This window comes from Nocardioides xinjiangensis, from assembly GCF_017916455.1.
Lineage (GTDB): Bacteria > Actinomycetota > Actinomycetes > Propionibacteriales > Nocardioidaceae > Nocardioides > Nocardioides xinjiangensis.
Genome location: NZ_JAFMSY010000001.1, coordinates 1,407,305 through 1,425,335 on the forward strand (window position 1 = coordinate 1,407,305; position 18,031 = coordinate 1,425,335).

General features: G+C 74.4%; 17 protein-coding genes. 7 read left to right on the top strand and 10 right to left on the bottom strand.

Annotated features, from left to right (window positions below; genetic code table 11):
* Positions 1-263 precede the first annotated feature (263 nt).
* Positions 264-1,259 carry a type IV toxin-antitoxin system AbiEi family antitoxin domain-containing protein gene (locus tag J3P38_RS06705; RefSeq protein ID WP_210503055.1) on the top strand — a complete coding sequence of 332 codons (996 nt, stop codon included), beginning with the start codon at positions 264-266 and terminating at the stop codon, positions 1,257-1,259.
* A 233-nt stretch (positions 1,260-1,492) separates the two neighbouring features.
* On the opposite strand, the gene fbaA is transcribed toward J3P38_RS06705, so the two are convergent.
* Positions 1,493-2,527, bottom strand: coding sequence for a class II fructose-bisphosphate aldolase (gene fbaA, locus J3P38_RS06710; RefSeq protein ID WP_210439037.1), 1,035 nt, complete (start codon positions 2,525-2,527; stop codon positions 1,493-1,495).
* Positions 2,528-2,665: 138 nt separating this feature from the next.
* Complete coding sequence (locus J3P38_RS06715; RefSeq protein ID WP_246855870.1) at positions 2,666-3,310, bottom strand: TrmH family RNA methyltransferase; 645 nt, start codon at positions 3,308-3,310, stop codon at positions 2,666-2,668.
* Positions 3,311-3,429: 119 nt separating this feature from the next.
* On the opposite strand from J3P38_RS06715, the gene J3P38_RS06720 reads away from it, so the two are divergent.
* On the top strand, positions 3,430-4,191 hold the full coding sequence (locus J3P38_RS06720; RefSeq protein WP_307807753.1) for a DedA family protein: 762 nt from the start codon (positions 3,430-3,432) through the stop codon (positions 4,189-4,191).
* Positions 4,192-4,224: 33 nt separating this feature from the next.
* On the opposite strand, the gene pyrE is transcribed toward J3P38_RS06720, so the two are convergent.
* Positions 4,225-4,752: an orotate phosphoribosyltransferase gene (gene pyrE / locus J3P38_RS06725; protein ID WP_210503057.1), complete on the bottom strand. Its 528-nt coding sequence runs from the start codon at positions 4,750-4,752 to the stop codon at positions 4,225-4,227.
* A 189-nt stretch (positions 4,753-4,941) separates the two neighbouring features.
* Here pyrE and J3P38_RS06730 point away from each other — a divergent pair, with 189 nt between their 5' ends.
* Positions 4,942-6,126 carry a pyridoxal phosphate-dependent aminotransferase gene (locus J3P38_RS06730; protein ID WP_210503058.1) on the top strand — a complete coding sequence of 395 codons (1,185 nt, stop codon included), beginning with the start codon at positions 4,942-4,944 and terminating at the stop codon, positions 6,124-6,126.
* Between the two features lie 12 nt (positions 6,127-6,138).
* Here the strand turns inward: J3P38_RS06730 and J3P38_RS06735 are convergent, their stop codons facing one another.
* A complete protein-coding gene (locus J3P38_RS06735; protein WP_210503059.1) occupies positions 6,139-6,933 on the bottom strand; it encodes a hypothetical protein in 795 nt (264 codons plus the stop codon).
* 52 nt (positions 6,934-6,985) lie between these two features.
* Complete coding sequence (locus J3P38_RS06740; protein ID WP_210503060.1) at positions 6,986-8,167, bottom strand: hypothetical protein; 1,182 nt, start codon at positions 8,165-8,167, stop codon at positions 6,986-6,988.
* Between the two features lie 144 nt (positions 8,168-8,311).
* Between J3P38_RS06740 and J3P38_RS06745 the strand changes: the two genes are divergently transcribed.
* The 4 genes from J3P38_RS06745 (at position 8,312) to J3P38_RS06760 (ending at position 11,741) form a co-directional block, all read left to right on the top strand.
* Entirely contained in the window at positions 8,312-9,223 is a 912-nt protein-coding gene (locus J3P38_RS06745; RefSeq protein WP_210439046.1) for an ABC transporter ATP-binding protein, read from the top strand.
* Positions 9,220-10,119 (top strand): ABC transporter permease subunit, encoded by a 900-nt coding sequence (locus tag J3P38_RS06750; RefSeq protein ID WP_210439047.1) that lies wholly within the window; start codon positions 9,220-9,222, stop codon positions 10,117-10,119. The genes J3P38_RS06745 and J3P38_RS06750 overlap by 4 nt, the downstream gene beginning before the upstream one ends.
* Positions 10,120-10,260: 141 nt before the next feature.
* Complete coding sequence (locus tag J3P38_RS06755; RefSeq protein ID WP_210503061.1) at positions 10,261-10,803, top strand: cysteine hydrolase family protein; 543 nt, start codon at positions 10,261-10,263, stop codon at positions 10,801-10,803.
* Positions 10,800-11,741 (top strand): PfkB family carbohydrate kinase, encoded by a 942-nt coding sequence (locus J3P38_RS06760; RefSeq protein ID WP_210439051.1) that lies wholly within the window; start codon positions 10,800-10,802, stop codon positions 11,739-11,741. Before J3P38_RS06755 ends, J3P38_RS06760 begins: the two co-directional genes overlap by 4 nt.
* Positions 11,742-11,751: 10 nt before the next feature.
* Here the strand turns inward: J3P38_RS06760 and J3P38_RS06765 are convergent, their stop codons facing one another.
* The 5 genes from J3P38_RS06765 to kdgD form a co-directional block, all read right to left on the bottom strand.
* Positions 11,752-12,828: a YihY/virulence factor BrkB family protein gene (locus tag J3P38_RS06765; RefSeq protein ID WP_210439053.1), complete on the bottom strand. Its 1,077-nt coding sequence runs from the start codon at positions 12,826-12,828 to the stop codon at positions 11,752-11,754.
* 28 nt (positions 12,829-12,856) lie between these two features.
* Positions 12,857-14,089 carry a cytochrome P450 gene (locus J3P38_RS06770; protein ID WP_210439054.1) on the bottom strand — a complete coding sequence of 411 codons (1,233 nt, stop codon included), beginning with the start codon at positions 14,087-14,089 and terminating at the stop codon, positions 12,857-12,859.
* Between the two features lie 71 nt (positions 14,090-14,160).
* On the bottom strand, positions 14,161-15,486 hold the full coding sequence (locus tag J3P38_RS06775) for an enolase C-terminal domain-like protein (protein WP_307807755.1): 1,326 nt from the start codon (positions 15,484-15,486) through the stop codon (positions 14,161-14,163).
* The gene (locus J3P38_RS06780) at positions 15,483-16,982 is read right to left on the bottom strand and encodes an aldehyde dehydrogenase (NADP(+)) (protein WP_210503062.1); all 1,500 of its coding nucleotides are present in this window, start codon (positions 16,980-16,982) and stop codon (positions 15,483-15,485) included. The genes J3P38_RS06775 and J3P38_RS06780 overlap by 4 nt, the downstream gene beginning before the upstream one ends.
* 56 nt (positions 16,983-17,038) lie before the next feature.
* Positions 17,039-17,965: a 5-dehydro-4-deoxyglucarate dehydratase gene (gene kdgD / locus J3P38_RS06785; protein ID WP_210439058.1), complete on the bottom strand. Its 927-nt coding sequence runs from the start codon at positions 17,963-17,965 to the stop codon at positions 17,039-17,041.
* Positions 17,966-18,031 lie beyond the last annotated feature (66 nt).

The window sequence follows — 18,031 nt, forward strand, 5'->3', positions numbered from 1 at the left end:
CCCCGTCCGCCGCCCGCCGACCGCGGACTCCCCCGCCGACCGCGGGCTCCCCCGCCGACCGCGGGTAACGCCTCCGTCCGCGCACTCCCGCCCCCACCAGTGGGGGCGGGAGTGCCGGCGTGGTGGCGTTACCCGGGCGCAGGCACGCCGACCGGCCCCCTGAGGAGGCCGAAGGACGTCCACAGGCGGTCGACCGTACGCGCCCTCCACAGCGCCGGCGCCCACCTCGGGCACGGGGTGATCGCCGGACACAGACTCCCGGGGTGGACCTCCTCAGCCACCAGACCGCTCGCACACAGCACGGCCTCATCACGCACCAGCAGGCCCTCGCGACGGGCCTGTCCCCGCGCGACATCGCCCGGCTGGTGCGCGCCGGGGCATGGGCGAGGATCCGCAAGGGCGTGTACGCCGACGCGGAGGCGTACGCGGCCGCCGATCCCCACCGCGAGGCGCCGATGATGCGCATGCGGGCCGTGGTCCTGTCCCTCGCGCGGACCCCGGTCTTCTCCCACGACTCCGCGGCCATCGTGCTGGGCCTGGGGGTCCCCGACGCGGCGCGCGCGGCCGTCCACGTCGCCCGGCCCGAGCACCGAGCGAGCAGGAAGTCCGGTGGCGTCGTGACCCACGGGGCGCCGTTCCGCGACGACGAGGTACGGGTGGTCGCCGGCCTGCGGGTGATGGGCGCGGCCCGGACCGCTCTCGACATGGCGCGCTTCCACGGGCTGTGGCCCGGGCTGGCGGCCTGCGACGCCGCGCTGCGGTCGGGCGTCACGCGCGCCGATCTCGAGGCCGCGGCCGCCGTGATGCGCGGCTGGCCGTACAAGGCTCGTGTCGACCGAGCCGTCGAGCTGGCCGATGCCGGGTCCGAGAGCTACCTGGAGTCGCTCGCCCGAGGCCTGGTCGTCGACCTGGGCATCGGGACACCGCAGACGCAGTTCGGCCTCACCGACGGGCACCGCGTCGCATGGTGCGACATCCGCGTGGACCGGCACGTGTTCGAGGCCGACGGCCTCCTCAAGTACGCCGCCGACCCCGACCGGGCCCTCAAGGAGGAGAAGAACCGCCAGGACTTCGTCTGCGGGTTCAAGCTCGGGGTCTCGCGCATCACCCTGCACGACTGCCTCGCCGGGCGGCGGGCCGCGCTGCGCCGCCTGGCGCGGGAGTACGCCGACACCTGCACCCGCTTCGGCACCTCGATCGACGACCTGGCCCCGTACGTCCTCCCGAGCTCGGCCCGGCTCGCCCGCCGCAGCGGCTGAGGCGTCCTGCCGCGCGGCGGCGTACCTCCTCGAGGTGCCCTCCTGCGGCCCGGCCGGCGCCGGTAACGCCACCATCCGCGCACTCCCGCCCCCGTCAGTGGGGGCGGGAGTGGTCGCGGGGTGGCGTTACCCGGGAAGCCGGGTGTCGCGCGGTGGCGTCACCCGGGCAGGGGCCAGGCGGGGGCAGGGGCCAGGCGGGGGCCGGTCGGGGCGGGGCGGGAGCCGTACGCCGGTCAGCGGCCGAGCGAGGTACCCGCGGAGCGGAGGTTCTCGCAGGCCTCGACGACGCGCTGGGCCATGCCGGCCTCGGCGGCCTTGCCCCAGGCGCGGGGGTCGTAGGCCTTCTTGTTGCCCACCTCGCCGTCGACCTTGAGGACGCCGTCGTAGTTGCTGAACATGTGCGCCGCGACCGGGCGCGTGAAGGCGTACTGCGTGTCGGTGTCGACGTTCATCTTCACCACGCCGAAGTCGACCGCGTCGCTGATCTCCTGCGCGGTCGAGCCCGACCCGCCGTGGAAGACCAGGTCGAACGGACGGGCGTCGGCGCCGAGGCCGAGCTCGGAGGCGGCGGCCTCCTGGGCGGCCTTGAGGATCTCCGGGCGGAGCTTGACGTTGCCGGGCTTGTAGACGCCGTGCACGTTGCCGAAGGTGAGTGCCGTCATGTAGCGGCCCCGCTCGCCGGCGCCGAGCGCCTTGACCGTCGCGATGGCGTCCTCGGGGGTCGTGTAGAGCTGGTCGTTGATCTCGTTGGCGACGCCGTCCTCCTCGCCGCCCACCACACCGACCTCGATCTCGAGGATGATGTTGGCGGCCGCGCACTTGGCGAGCAGGTCCTCGGCGATCCGCAGGTTCTCCTCCAGCGGCACGGCCGAGCCGTCCCACATGTGCGACTGGAACAGCGGCGCCTCGCCGCGCGCCACGCGCTCGGCGGAGATGTCGAGCAGCGGCCGGACGAAGCCGTCGAGCTTGTCCTGCGGGCAGTGGTCGGTGTGCAGCGCGATGTTGACGGGGTAGTTCTTGGCGACCTCGGCGGCGTACGCGGCGAAGGCGACGGAGCCGGTGACCATGTCCTTCACGCTCGGACCGGACAGGTACTCCGCGCCACCGGTCGAGACCTGGATGATGCCGTCGGAGCCGGCGTCGGCGAAGCCCTTGAGCGCGGCGTTGAGCGTCTGCGAGGACGACACGTTGATGGCCGGGTAGGCGAAGGACTTCGACTTCGCCGCGTCGAGCATCTGCGCGTACACCTCGGGGGTGGCGATGGGCATCGGGAATCTCCTCTGAAGCGGTCAGGCGAGCGCTGCCAACCCTAGTGGCTACCCACCGGTCCGGGACGACGCGGAACGTCGTCTCACGACGTGGCAGCCGACGTGGCAGCCGACGTGCAGCCGGTGCGGTCGCCGGCGCTAGCCGCGCCAGGCGTCCTCGCCGGTGAGGTCGGCGTGCGCCCGCACCCAGCCGTGCATCGCGATCGCGGCGGCCGAGCTGGCGTTGATCGAGCGGGTCGAGCCGAACTGCGCGATCGAGAACGTGCCGTCGCACACCTCGCGCGCCGCCTCCGACAGGCCCGGTCCCTCCTGGCCGAAGAGGAAGCACACGTCCCGCGGCACCTCGGTCGTCTCGAGGTGCATCGACCCGGGGAGGTTGTCGATGCCCAGGAGCCGCACCGGGGGGTCGAGCGCGTGGAGGTACGCCGCCAGGCTCGCCGGGTCGGGATGGTGGCGCACGTGCTGGTAGCGGTCGGTCACCATCGCGCCGCGGCGGTTCCACCGGCGGTTGCCGACGATGTGCACCTCGGCGGCGAGGAACGCGTTGGCCGTGCGGACGATCGTGCCGATGTTGAAGTCGTGCTGCCAGTTCTCGATGGCGACGTGGAACGCGTGCCGGCGGGTGTCGAGGTCGGCGACGATCGCCTCGAGCGTCCAGTAGCGGTAGCGGTCGACGACGTTGCGGCGGTCGCCCTCGCGCAGCAGGTCGGGGTCCCACTGCCGGCCCTCGGGCCACGGCCCCTGCCACGGGCCGACCCCCACCACCGGCGGTCCGTGCGGCATCGGGTCGTACGGCGCCCGCTGCTCCTCGTCCCGCGGATCGTGCATGCGAGCACCCTAGGCACCCCCGGCGCGACGGGAGCTGTCGGGAGCCGCCGGGAGCGCTGGCTAGGGTGGCGCCCGTGAGCGCTCCGTGGGTCGACGTCCTCGCCCAAGCACCCCTGCACGCCGTCCAGCCCCTGCTGCTCGGCATCGACTGGATGGATCCCAACTGGCTGCTGGACAGGTTCGGGGCGGAGCTGTTCTGGATCAGCCTGCTGATCGTCTTCGTCGAGTGCGGGCTGTTCTTCCCGATCCTGCCCGGCGACACCCTGCTCTTCGCGCTCGGGCTCTTCATCGCCACCGGCCAGCTCGACCTGTTCCCCGGACCGCCGTTCGTCGAGCTGCTGCTGGCGATGGCGGCGCTGTCCGCGGCGGGGTTCCTCGGCAACGTCGTCGGCTACGAGATCGGCCGCAGGATCGGTCCCCCGCTCTACGAGCGCGACGGCCGCATCATCAAGCGCAAGTACTTCGACCAGACCACGGCGTTCTTCGACCGCCACGGCAGCAAGGCCCTCGTCATCGGCCGCTTCGTCCCCTTCGTGCGCACCTACATCACCGTGGTGGCGGGAGTGACCCGGATGGACCGCCGCCGGTTCTTCGTGTGGAGCCTGGTGGGCGCCGTGCTGTGGGTGCTCTCGATCTGCCTGCTCGGCTACTTCCTCGGTGACGCCTTCCCCCACCTCGGCGAGAGCATCGACAAGCTGATCATCGTCATCGTGGCGTTCTCGCTCGTACCGATCGTCATCGAGTGGTGGCGGCACAAGCGCACGAACGCGCCCGGCGCGGAGGTGGGGCCGCACGACGGCGGCCCGGACCGGGACATCACCGGCCGCGACCTCTGACGCGGGCCTCCGGGCTCGTACGACGCCCGCACGTCAGCGGTGGACGGCGTCCAGGTCGTCGCGGGTGAGCACCGAGCGGACCTCCAGGCCGACGTCGGCCAGGGGCTCCTCCCCCGCCGGTGAGCGGTCGATCGCGCAGACGACGACCTCGACCGTGGCGCCGGCTGCCCGCAGCTCACGGGTGGCGTCCCGCACAGCGCCGCCGGTGGTGACGACGTCCTCGATGATCGTGATCCGCCGGCCGGCCACGTCGGGACCCTCGGCCAGCTTGCAGGTGCCGTACTCCTTCGCCGACTTGCGCACGAACAGAGCGGGCAGGCCCGTCTTCGCCGACACCATCGTGGCGATCGGGATGCCGCCGAGCTCGAGGCCCCCGAGCAGCTCGGTGTCCCCGGGCAGCAGGTCCAGCATGCGGGTCGCGACCCGGTCGAGCAGCGCCGGCTGGCTCTCGAAGAGGTATTTGTCGAAGTAGGTGTCCGCGACCTGGCCGGACCTCAGGGTGAACTCCCCGGTCAGGCGGCAGGCCGCGTCGATGTCGCGTGCGAGCGTCTCGTCAACCACGACCGCAGCCTAGTCACGGCCCGCGCCGGCGCGCGTCAGCGTCCGGCGCGCTCGCGCGAGACCAGGTGCCCGAAGGCGACGAGCCGGTCCTCGTTGTGGAGGTCCCAGCGGGCGCCTGCCAGGGTGTCGGCCATGCCTGCAGGGTGCAGCCGGCTGACCCGGACGGCCCTCCCGACTAGCCTCGACGGCATGCCCGCGACCGTCCCGCTGTCCGCCCGCCTGGCCCACGTCCCGCCCACCGTCTTCAGCGAGATGTCGGCCCTCGCGGTGCGCACCGGCGCGCTCAACCTCGGTCAGGGCTTCCCCGACGTCGACGGCCCCCCGTCGGTCATCGCGGCGGCGGTGGAGGCGCTCGAGGCGGGCGCGAACCAGTACGCCCCCGGCATCGGCGTGCCGGCGCTCCGGGAGGCCGTCGCGCGGCACCAGCAGCGCCACTACGGCCTCGCCGTGGACCCCGACCGCGAGGTCGTGGTGACCACCGGCTGCACCGAGGCGGTCGCCGCGGCCCTCCTCGCGCTGGTCGACCCCGGCGACGAGGTGGTCGTGCTCGAGCCCTACTACGACTCCTACGTCGCGATTCTCGAGATGTGCGGCGCCGTACGCCGCCCGGTGACGCTGCGGGCGCCGCACTTCCGGCCCGACCTCGACGAGCTCCGGGCGGCCGTCGGCGACCGCACCCGCGCGATCCTGCTCAACTCCCCGCACAACCCCACCGGCACGGTGCTGACCCGCGACGAGCTGCAGGTGGTCGCCGACCTCGCGACCGAGCACGACGTCCTCGTGATCACCGACGAGGTCTACGAGCACCTGGTCTTCGACGACGCCCGCTCCGCCGAGGGCCACGTGCCGATCGCCACGCTGCCCGGCATGTGGGACCGCACGCTGACGCTGTCGAGCGCCGGCAAGTCGTACTCCTTCACGGGCTGGAAGGTCGGCTGGGCCACCGGCCCCGCGCCGCTGGTGCAGGCGGTCCTCGCGGCCAAGCAGTGGCTCACCTTCACCTCCGGGTCACCGCTCCAGCCCGCCGTCGCGCACGCGCTCGACCACGAGCCCGACTGGCCGCGGGCGCTGGCCCGGGACCTGCAGGTCCGGCGCGACCTGCTCTGCGAGGGCCTCACCGCCGCTGGGCTCGTGCCGCGCGTGCCGGAGGGCACCTACTTCGCCACCACCGACGTCAGCCACCTGGGCTGGGCCGACGGCCGCGAGCTGTGCCTGGCCCTGCCGGAGCGCGCCGGGGTCGTCGCGATCCCGGTCCAGGGGTTCTACGACGACCCGCACGAGGGCAGGCAGCTGGTGCGGTGGGCCTTCTGCAAGGAGCCCGACGTCATCCGCGAGGGCGTGCGCCGGCTGGCCGCGGCCGACCTGCACCGCTGACGGACCGCCCGGTCAGCGCCCCGAGCCCTCGGGGCCGTCGCCGCCCGAGGGCGGCCGGCCGTACGGGTCCTGGCCGTAGGGGTTGTCCCGCCCGTAGGGGTTGTCCTGGCCGTACGGGTCGGGCGAGGCGTCGGAGCCGGTGGCCCCGCTGCCCTGGTGGCTGGTGCCCGGGTGCTGCTGGCCCTGGTACGCCGGCACCCCGCCGGAGGCCTGTCCCCTGAACCAGTCGCCGGCGCCGCCGACGAAGAGCAGCACGATCACCGCCAAGGCGGCCACGAGCGGCACGACCGAGATGCCGCTGGCGATGCCGATGAGCGAGAAGAGCGCCGTCACGGCGCTCGAGATGACGAGCAGCACACGCGCGACGTTGGACCGGCGCAGCACGAAGACCGCGAGCACGAGGGCGATCAGCGCCCAGATCGCGAAGGCCACGAGCACCGCCACGATCACGCCGGCCAGGGACTCGGCGTCGACGTCGAGCTCGGAGGCGCCCACGCCGTTGCGCATCTCCTCCTCGAAGGCGGTGACGAAGTCCTCGCGGGCGACCACGAAGACGACGGCCACCAGGGCGAAGAGGATCGCGGTCAGCGCCGAGAAGACGATCGTGATCCACGCCGCCGCGGTGACCGTGCCGGGGCGCCGGTCACCGGCGGGCTGCTGCCCGTAGGCCTGCTGGCCGTAGGTGGGCGGCTGGCCGTAGGAGGGCGGCTGCCCGTAGGGGCTCTGGCCGCCGGTGGGCGGGACGCCGTAGGGGTCGGACTGGCCGTAGGGCCGGTGCGTCGGGCCGGGCTGCTCCTGGTCGCTCATGGCTACATCTCACCACGCCGGCCCACGGCCCGGCCCGCGTCGCGGCCGCGGCTCAGCGCGCGTCGAGGGCGAACCAGCGGCGTACGTCGCCGCGCCGCAGGCACACCACCGTCGCGACGGCCGCCGCGGCCGGGACGAGCACGATGGGCGCCGTCAGCACGAGCACGAAGCAGGTGCCGGCGCTGAAGGCCGCGCTGGCCATCAGTCCCCGCCGCGCCCACTCGCGCCGGGCCATCGCGAAGCCGGCGAGCACCAGCGCGACGGCGCACCAGACGATGAAGGCGCCGGAGACGGCGACGACCACCGCGCGCACCTCCTGGAGCGTCATGCCGTCCTCGACCAGCTGCGGCTGCTCCTGCTCCAGCACGCTCATCAAGAAGTCGGGCGACAGCCCGGCGATCGCCAGCCAGAGCAGGGACATCGCGAGCAGCCCCCCGGCGGTGACGACCGTGATCACGAAGGCAGCGACCAGCGCACCGGGACGCGCCTGCGGACGCGCGGGCTGGTGCCAGGGGGCCGCCGCGCCCTGGGCGTGCCCGGGAGGGTACGGCTGGCCGTAGGGCGAGGTCGACGCGTGGGGCGCGACCGGTCCCTGCGCCGGCGCGCCCGGCTGCCCGGGTCGGCCCGGCTCCCCCGACGGCGCCGGCTCGCCGAACGGGCGCGAGGCCGGCGGCGGGCTCGTCGGCCCCTGCGGGGCGTCCTGCGCCGGCCGGGCCCAGGGGTCCGGGGGGCTCGCCGGGTCCGCCGGCGGCGCACTCCTGCCCGCCCCGCGGCCCCGTCCGGCGGCGGGGTCGGGCGGGGTCCACCTGCCGGTGGCGAACCACTCGCGGGCGGGCTGCAGCCAGAGCATCGCGGCGCCGGCCGCGACGAAGGAGCCGGCGAGGCCCCCCGCGGCCATGCCGGTGACGAAGACCGGGACGGCGAAGAGCGTCAGTCCCAGCCGGGCGGCGCGGTCCGGCCTGCGGGCGTACCACCCGAGGATGGCGGTCGCGCACGCGCACGCCGCGGCGACCATGCACATGACCCGGATCAGGTCGGTCGTGGCGTTGACGGTGAGGTCGAGGGAGGAGAACGGCGCCTCGGCCAGCGCGTCGCGGACCGCCTCCTGCGTCTCGAGCGAGCCGAGCGTGGTCACCCGCTCCCAGACGGACAGCAGCACCACCACCGACGACAGCACGACGATGCCCACCGCCAGGGTGACCTGGGGTGGACGCTGGCTGGTCGGCTGGCTCACGCGCCCATTGTCCCAAGGTCGTCCCAACGGCCCGCGCGGGCACCCCCGAGCACCGGCTGCGGGGTTCCTCGGGGTCGACCTCAGGGGCCGGCGGGGCCCTGTCCCCGATGCGCCGGCGCCTGCCCGGCCGGGACGCTGGGACGCATGATCAGCGTCGAGCACCTCACCAAGCAGTACGGCTCCTTCACAGCCGTCGACAACGTCTCCTTCACGGCCGCGACCGGTCGGGTCACCGGCTTCCTCGGTCCCAACGGCGCCGGCAAGTCCACCACCATGCGCATCATGGTCGGCCTCACCCGCCCCGGCTCGGGCCGCGTGACCATCACCGGCCGCGACTACCGCGAGCTCGTCAACCCCGGCCTGGAGGTCGGCGTGCTGCTGGACGCCTCGGCCCAGCACGCCGGGCGCACCGGCCGCGAGATCCTCGCGATCGCGGCGCAGACGATGGGCCTGCCCAAGAGCCGCGTCGCGGAGACCCTGGCCCGGGTCGGCCTCACCGAGTCCGAGGCCGAGCGCCGCGTGCGCAACTACTCCCTCGGCATGCGCCAGCGCCTCGGCATCGCCACCGCCCTCATCGGCGACCCGCAGGTGCTGATCCTCGACGAGCCCGCCAACGGCCTCGACCCGGCCGGCATCCGGTGGATGCGCGACCTGCTCCGCGGCTTCGCCGACGAGGGCGGCACCGTCCTGCTGTCCTCCCACCTGCTGCACGAGATCGAGGTGATCGCCGACGACATCGTGGTGATCGGCCAGGGCCGCATCGTGGCGCAGGGCAGCAAGACCGAGCTGCTCGCCGCCGCCGGCACGCTGGTGCGCACCGCCGACGTCGACCGCCTCGCCCGCGCCCTCCACGAGGCCGCGGTCGTCACCACCCCCGTCGACGGCGGCCTGCGCGTCGACGCGGACCCCGAGCTCGTGGGCGCGACGGCCCAGCGCGCCGGCGTCGTCCTCCGCGAGCTGCGGCCCGCCGACGGCGCCGGCCTCGAGGAGATGTTCCTCGAGCTCACCGCCCAGACCTCCCGCGACGAGACCGCCCCCGAAGGAGCAGCAGCATGAGCACCAGCACGAGCACCGCCACCCGCACCCCCGACCACACCGCCGGCCACACCGCCGGCCACACCGCCGGCCACACCGCCGGCCCGCACCCCGCCCCGGGCGTCGCGCGGGCGAGCGCCGGGGCACCCCGCCCGGCGCGCGCCGTACGCCCCATCCCGACCACCCGCCTCGTCGGGGTCGAGCTGCGCAAGATGTTCGACACCCGCGCGGGCTTCTGGTTGATGGCCAGCGTGGGCATCGTCGCGGTGCTCGCGTCGGCGGCGGTCATCCTGTGGGCGCCCGACGAGGCGATCACCCTCGAGACCTTCGCGTCGGCGATGGGCATGCCCCTGTCGGTCGTGCTGCCGATCATCGCGATCCTGTCGGTCACCAGCGAGTACAGCCAGCGCACCGGCCTCACGACGTTCACGCTCGTCCCGTGGCGCGGCCGCGTGGTCGCCGCCAAGCTCGTCGTCGCCGTCGCCATCGGCGTGGCCGGCATGGCGCTCGCGCTGGCCGTCGGCGTCGTCGGCAACCTCCTCGCCTCGGCCGTCACCGGGCTCGACCCGGTCTGGGACGTCTCCGCCCTCGAGTTCGGGCGCATCGTCCTGGCCAACGTGCTCGGCATGCTGATCGGCTTCACCCTCGGCGTGCTGTTCCGCAGCTCGGCCGGCGCCGTGGTCGGCTACTTCGTCTACTCGCTGGTGCTGCCCGGTGCCTTCGCCGCCCTGGCTGCGTTCCAAGAGTGGTTCCGCGACCTCCAGCCGTGGGTCGACGTCAACTACGCCATCACGGGCCTGTTCAACGACACCGTGACCGCCGAGCAGTGGCAGCACCTCGGCGTGACCACCCTCGTGTGGCTCTGGATCCCGCTGGCCCTCGGCCTGCGCGCGGTCCTCCGTGCCGAGGTGAAGTAGCCGCTTCCCTCGTGCCCACCAGCGGCCGCCGGTCGGGGGACCGGCGGCCGCTGCCTGCCGTGGCGGGGGGCGGGCGCCCGCGTGCGGGTGGCCGCCGCAGGGCTGCGCACCCGACCCGCGGCTTCTGACAGGGTGGTCGCCATGCACCCCGACGCCTGGCTGGTCGTCATCGACCCGCAGCGGATCTTCGCCGATCCCGCCAGCCCCTGGGGCTCGCCGATGTTCCCCGCGGTCGTCGAGCCCGTACGACGCCTCGCCGCCGCGGCGGCCGAGCGCACCGTGGTGACGCGCTGGGTGCCGTCGGCGGAGCCGGAGGGCAGCTGGCAGGCGTACCTCGACGCATGGCCGTTCGCGCAGGTGCCGGAGGACGACCCGCTGCTCGAGGTGGTGCCGGAGCTGCATGACCTCACCGACACCGTCGTCTCGCTGCCGACCTTCGGCAAGTGGAGCAAGGAGCTGCAGGCGGTGACCGGCCCGACGCCGCACCTCGTGCTGGCGGGCGTGTCGACCGACTGCTGCGTGATCTCCACGGCACTGGCGGCTGCGGACGCCGGGGCCACGATCACCCTGGTCACCGACGCGTGCGCGGGGTCGACCCCCGAGAACCAGCGGGCCGCCCTGGACGTGATGGCGCTCTACCCGCCGCAGATCACCCTGGCCACCAGCGAGGACGTGCTGCGGTGAGCCGGGTGGTCCACACCGGCCAGGCCCTGGTCGACGTGGTGGTCGAGGTGCCCGACCTGCCCGCCCGCGGCCAGAACGTGATGGCGTCCTCGGCCACCGACTACGCCGGCGGGGCGGTGACCGTGCTGGTCGCCGCGGCGCGCTTCGGCGCGGACTGCGTGCACGCGGGAGCCGTCGGCACCGGACCGCACGGCGACCTGGTCCGCTCCGTCCTGGCCGCCGAGGGGATCGCCGCCTCCGCGGCCCCGGTGCCGGGGCTCGACACCGGCATCTGCGTCGTCATGGTCGAGCCGAGCGCCGAGCGCACCTTCGTCACCACGCTCGGGGCCGAGCGCCGGATCTCCGTCGCCTCGTTGGCGACGTCGGTCCCGCAGCCGGGAGACCTGGTCTGCGTCACCGGCTTCTCGCTCGCCCTCGCGAGCACCCGCGACCCGCTGCTGGCCTGGCTGCCGCAGCTGCACCCGGACGTGGTCGTCGTGCTCGACCCCGGCGCCGCCTTCGCCGGTCTGCCGGACGACGTGCGCCGCGAGATGCTCGAGGTGACCGACGTGTGGTCGAGCAACGCCGAGGAGGCCGAGGACCTCCTGCGCGTCACGGGCCGCACGCCGCCGGCGGGTCTGGCCGACCTCACCACCGCGGTGGCGCCGCTGCTGCGCGGCGACGCGGTCGCCGTGGTGCGCGACGGACCGCAGGGGTGCGCCGTGCGCGTCGCCGGCGCGACGACGTACGTCCCAGGGTTCCCGCAGACGCCGGTGGACACCAACGGCGCGGGCGACACCCACACCGGCGCGCTGCTGGCGGAGGTCGCCGCCGGCACGCCCTGGGTGGAGGGCTGCCGCCGCGCGAACGCCGCGGCGGCGATCAAGGTCACCCGCCGCGGCCCGGAGTCCGCGCCGACGGTGGCGGAGGTCGACGCGTTCCTCGCGGCGGCGGGCTGACCGCCGCTCGTCAGGACTCCTTGCCGCGCGACGCGCGCAGCCGCCGTCCCCGCTCGATGTCCTCCTGCTCCTTCGCCGCCGCCTTGTCGGACTTGCGCGTGTCGCGCGGCGGGAGCTGGAGCTCCTCCTCGGCAGCAATGCCGGCCTGCAGCTGCCGGCCGCGCTCGAGCTCGGCGTCGAGCTCCGCCCCGAACAGCAGGGCGAGGTTGGTGATCCACAGCCACAGCAGGAAGGCGATGACACCGGCCAGCGAGCCGTAGGTCCTGTTGTAGTTCGAGAAGTTCGCGACGTAGAAGCCGAAGGCCGCCGAGGCGATGACCCACACGATGATCGCGGCCAGGGCGCCCACGCTGATCCAGCGGAACTTCGGCTGCTTGACGTTCGGGGTGGCGTAGTAGAGCAGGGCCACGATGAGCACCACCACGGCCAGCAGCACCGGCCACTTCGCGATGTTGAACACGGTCACCGCGGTGTCCCCCAGCCCGATAGCCCTGCCGACGGCCTCGGCGGCCGGACCGGTGAGGACCAGGCCGACGGCGACCACCGCGGCGAGCAGCACGGTGACGAGCGTGATGAGCAGCATGACGGGACGCAGCTTCCAGACCGGTCGCCCCTCCTCGATCTCGTACACGCGGTTCATGCCGCGGCTGAAGGCGTTGACGTAGCCGGACGCCGACCAGAGGGCGGTCGCCAGGCCGATGACCAGCGCGAGGCCGGCGCCCTGGCTGCCCGCCAGCTGGGTGAGGGTCGGCTCGAGGGTGTCGGCGGCCGAGGACGCGCCGATGTCGCGCAGGATCTGCAGCAGCGTGTCGACGGTCTGCTGCTGCTGCCCGACGAGGCCGACGAGCGACAGCAGGGCGATCATGCCGGGGAACAGGGCGAGGACGGCGTAGTAGGTGAGCGCCGCGGCGAGGTCGGTGCACTGGTCGTCCAGGAACTCGCGCAGGGTCTTGCGCAGGGAGTAGCCCCAGGTCGGCTTGCGCAGGTCGTCGGGCGAGTCGGGCTTGCCGGCGTCCTCCGGGTCGGGGGCCGAGCGGTCGCGCTGGGCACTGTCGGATGCGGGCTCGTCCTGTCCTCGGTGCGTCATGCGTTCTCAGTGCCCGGGGCCGTCCGCGTCATGCGCTCCGGGCGACGGCCACGTCGACCGGCGTGAGCCGCACCCGGTCGCTCCCGTCGGGGAGGGTCGGCATGCGCGCGGCGTCGATCCGGACGCCCGGGAAGTGCGCGTCGAAGCCCGCGAGCACGCGCGTCGTCTCGCTCAGCAGCCGCAGGGTCAGTGACTCGCCCGGGCACCGGTGACCCGAGGGGTGCCCGCCGCCCTGCGGCACGAGCTCGAAGGCCAGCGGCGCCGGGACGGTGCCGTGGTCGAGGAAGCGGTCGGCCACGAACCGGTGCGGCTCGGGCCACCGCGACGGGTGGTGGTCGATGCCGATGACGTCGAGCAGCAGCCGGTTGCCCCGGCGCACGCGGACGCCCGACACCGTCGCCCCGCGGAGAGCCGTGGCCGTCAGGACCGGCACGAAGGGCGAGGTCCGGCGCACCTCTTGTGCGAACGCGAAGCGCTGCCGGTCGCCGGTGGCGGAGCGGAGCACGGCGCGCTGCTGCGGCGTGGTCGCGGCCAGCGCCACGGCCACGAAGGTGCCGAGCCAGCTGACGGCGACCGTCGGCCGGAGCACGTTGAGCAGCTCCACCCCGGCCGTGCGGGCGTCGAGGTCGCTGTCGGCGAACGCGCGCACCGCGGTCCCGGGCGGCGCGTCGATGCGCCCCCGCCGGGCGTCCGAGACGACCCCGCGCGCCCAGCGCTCGGCCCAGCGCCGTCCCCGCCAGCCCCGGACGTAGGCCCGGCCGGCGAAGCCGAAGCCGTCCACGATCTCGGACAGGCGCCGGCTCACCAGGTCCGCCTCCCGGCGGGGCAGGTCGAGGCCCGCCCAGCGCAGAACCGCCGAGCCGTAGACCGACACGAGCTCGCGGTGGAGGTCGGCCTCCCGGCCGGCCCAGCCGGCCGATCGCGTCACCAGCGCGCCGCGGACCTCGTCGAGGAGGAGGTCGAACCCGGCCGGGTCGAGGACGTCGAGGAAGAGCCGCTTGCGGTCGCGGTGCGGGGTGCCGTCCATCCCGTGCACGGCGCCCCGGCCGAACAGCAGCCAGGCGAGGGGCGGCGGGATGGCACGGGCGCGCCGGGCCAGCGACTCGTCGTAGAAGGCCCGCGCCCCCTCGGGCTCACCGAGGACCACCGTCCGGCGGCCGAGGAGCCGCGAGACGTAGGTGTCCCCGCCGCTGCGGGCGGCACGGTCGCGGGCGACCGCGGTGTAGCCGTGGCGGGCGAGGAGGAGTCCGAGGTCCGTCATGGGCGCCCGTTCCCGTCGCCGAGGCACGGCATGCGCTGCGGAGCCGGCGTGCGGACCGCCTCAGCGTCCCGTCACCGGACCAGGCACGGCCGCTTGGGGTCGAACGCCCAGTCCTCCACGAGGTACTGCATGGCCACCGCGTCGTCGCGCGCGCCGAGCCCGTGCTCGCGGTAGAGCTCGTGCGCCTCGGCCAGCCGGTCCCGGTCGAGCGTGACGCCCAGGCCGGGGGCGGTGGGCACCTCGATCGCGCCGTCGCGGATCCGGAGCGGCTCCGTCGTCAGGCCCTGTCCGTCCTGCCAGATCCAGTGGGTGTCCAGGGCGGTGATCTCGCCGGGCGCCGCGGCACCGACCTGCGTGAACATCGCCAGCGACACGTCGAAGTGGTTGTTGGAGTGAGAGCCCCACGTCAGGCCGAAGTCGTGGCACAGCTGCGCGACCCGGACCGAGCCGGCCATCGTCCAGAAGTGCGGGTCGGCGAGCGGGATGTCGACGGCGTTGGTGCGCACGGCGTCGGCCATCTGGCGCCAGTCGGTGGCGACCATGTTGGTGGCGGTGCGCAGGCCGGTGCGGCGCTTGAACTGCGCCATCACCTCCCGACCGGAGTAGCCGCCCTCCGCGCCGCACGGGTCCTCGGCGTAGGCGAGCACGTCGTGCGTGCCCGCCAGCAGGCGCACCGCGTCCTCGAGCAGCCAGCCGCCGTTGGGATCGAGGGTGATCCGGGCGTCGGGGAAGCGTTCGTGCAGGGCGGTGACGGCCGCGACCTCCTCCTCACCCGGCAGCACACCGCCCTTGAGCTTGAAGTCGGCGAAGCCGTAGCGGGTCTGCGCGGCCTCGGCGAGCCGGACGACGGCCTCGGGGGTCATCGCCTCCTCGCGGCGCAGGCGCTCCCAGTCGTCGGCACCGTCCGGCTCCCGCAGGTAGGGCAGGTCGGTGCGGTCGGGGTCGCCGACGTAGAACAGGTAGCCGAGCATCGGCACGCTCGCCCGCTGCTGTCCGTCGCCGAGCAGCTCGGCGACCGGCACGCCGAGCGCCTGGCCGGAGAGGTCGAGCAGCGCCGACTCGAGCGCGGTGACCGCGTGGATCGTGGTGCGGAGGTCGAAGGTCTGCAGGCCCCGACCGCCGGCGTCGCGCTCGGCGTACGCCGTGGCGACCCGCCGCAGCAGGCTGCGGAACGCCGCGACCGGCTGCCCGACCAGGATCTGCGCGGCGTCGGCGATGGTCTGCCGGATGGCCTCGCCGCCCGGCACCTCGCCCAGGCCCTCGCGGCCCTCGGAGTCGGTGACGATCGCGATGTTCCGGGTGAAGAACGGGCCGTGCGCGCCACTGAGGTTGAGCAGCATCGAGTCGTGCCCGGCGACCGGGACGACGTCGACCTTCGCGATCGTCGTGGCGCTCACTCGAGCTCTCCGTCGATCCGGCGGCGCAGGCCCCAGGGGTTGTCGTCGCTGACCGCGGCCGGCAGGAGCGCGGGCGGGACGTCCTGGTAGGCGACGGGACGCTGGAAGCGCTCGATGGCGAGGCTGCCGACGCTGGTGCTGCGACCGTCGGAGGTGGCGGGGAACGGGCCCCCGTGCACCATCGCGTGGCCCACCTCCACGCCCGTGGGCCAGCCGTTGAACAGGATGCGTCCGGCTCGCAGCTCGAGCACCGGGAGCAGCGCCGCGGCGTCCTCGCCGTCGGTGTCCGGGTCGGCGTGGACGGTGGCGGTGAGCTGGCCCTCGAGGCCCTCGAGGCGCGGCAGCAGCTCGGCGACGTCGTCGAAGCGGACCACCACGCCGGACGCACCGAACACCTCGTCGGTGACCGTGGTGTCCTCGAGCGCGAGCAGCTCGGCCGGCGCCTCGTAGATCACCGGCGCCGGGGCGTGGTCGCCGGAGGCCGTGCCCTCGCCGACCACCCGGATGCCCTCGGTGCCGCGCAGGCTGGCGGTGCCGCTGGCGTACGCCTCGGCGATGCCGGGCGTCAGCATCGGCTGCCCGGCGGCCGCGGCCACCGCGTCGCCGGCGGCGCGCAGGAACGCGTCGCCCCGGTCACCCGACGGCAGGAACAGCAGGCCGGGGTTGGTGCAGAACTGGCCGGCGCCGAGCGTCAGGCTGGCGACGTACGCCTCGGCGAGCGCGGTGACGTCGCCGGCCAGCGCGCCGGGCAGGACGACCACCGGGTTGATCGACGACATCTCGGCGTAGACCGGGATCGGGACCTCGCGGGCGGCCGCGGCCTGCACGAGGGCGAGCCCGCCACCGCGGGAGCCGGTGAAGCCGACCGCGGCGATGCGGGGATCGGCGACGAGCTCCTGGCCGGTCTCGATGCCGCCGAGCACGAACGAGAACGTGCCCGCGGGCAGGCCGCACCGCTCCACGGCGCGGGCGACCGCTCGCGCGACGAGCGTGCCGGTGACCGGGTGGGCGGGGTGGCCCTTGACGACGACCGGGCAGCCCGCCGCGAGCGCGGAGGCGGTGTCGCCGCCGGCGGTCGAGAAGGCGAGCGGGAAGTTGCTGGCGCCGAAGACCGCGACCGGGCCCAGCGGCACCATCCGCTGGCGGATGTCGGCGCGCGGCAGCGGCGCCCGCTCGGGCATCGGGGGGTCGATGCGGACGCCGAGGTGGTCGCCGCGGGCCACCACGCCGGCGAACATGCGCAGCTGGCCGGTCGTGCGGCCGACCTCGCCGGCGATGCGCCCCTCGGGCAGTCCGCTCTCGCGGACGGCCTCGGGGACGATGGCGTCCTTGTCCGCCTCGATCTCGGTGGCGACCGCCTCGAGGAAGGCGCTGCGCTCCTGCGGCGTGGTCGAGCGGTAGGCGGCGAACGCCGCGGCCGCGGCCGTCGTGGCGGCGGCGACGTCGGGCTGCTCGGAGTCGGTGCCGGCGATGATGCTGGTGGCCTGATCGGTCACGGGGGTGTTCCTCCCAGTTGTCCTGCTGGTGCTGGCGGGCTGCGGGTTGGAGACGCTCAGGCCTTCGAGCCTGCCACCTTGTCCACGAGCGTCTGGAGCTCGGAGCGCTCGGCCTCGGTGAGGTCCGACAGCGGCGGGCGCACCGGGCCCGCCGGGCGGCCGACGGCGGCGAGGCCCGCCTTCACGATCGACACCGCGTAGCCCGACTCGCGGTCGCGGATCTTGGTGTAGGGGATGACGAAGTCGTTGAGCATGGCGTAGACCGTCGCCTGGTCCTGGCGGCGCACCGCGTCGTAGAAGTCGAGCGCGAACCGCGGCACGAAGTTGAAGATCGCCGAGCTGTACGTGGTGACACCGAGCTGGAGCAGCGGCAGGGCGAACACCTCGGCGGTCGGCAGCCCGCCGACGTAGACGAGGCGGTCGCCGAGCTGGGCGTAGGTGCGGGTCATCTGCTCGATCGAGCCGACGCCGTCCTTGAACCCGACGAGGTTGGCGTTGCGCGCGCAGGCCTGCTCCAGCGCGTCGGTACCGAGGACGGCGTTGGCGCGCGAGTAGTAGATGACCCCCAGGTCGGTGGCCGCGCAGACGGCGCTGATGTGCTCGACGAGGCCCCGCTGGCCCGCCTCGGTGAGGTAGGGCGGCATGAGCAGGATGCCGTCGGCGCCGGCCTCCTCGGCCGCCCGGACCTGCGCCACCGCGTTGACCGTCGAGCCGGTGGCGGGCGCGAGCACCGGCACCTTCCCGCCGGCTCCGGCGATCGCGGCCCGCACCACGCGGTCGGCCTCGTCGGCGCTCAGCGAGAAGCCCTCGCCCGTGCCTCCGGCGGCGAACAGCCCGGCGACCGGGTAGCCGCTGAGCCACTCCAGGTGCTCGCGGTAGGCCGGCTCGTCGAGCTGCAGGTCGGCGTCGAAGTGGGTGACCGGGAACGACAGCAGTCCGCCGCCCAGGGTCTCGACGAGCTCGGTGGGGCTGTACTTCGTCACGCTGCGTCCTTCGGTCCGAGGCGGGTGCACGGTGTCGTGCCACCGCCGGGATGTGGCGGTGCTCAC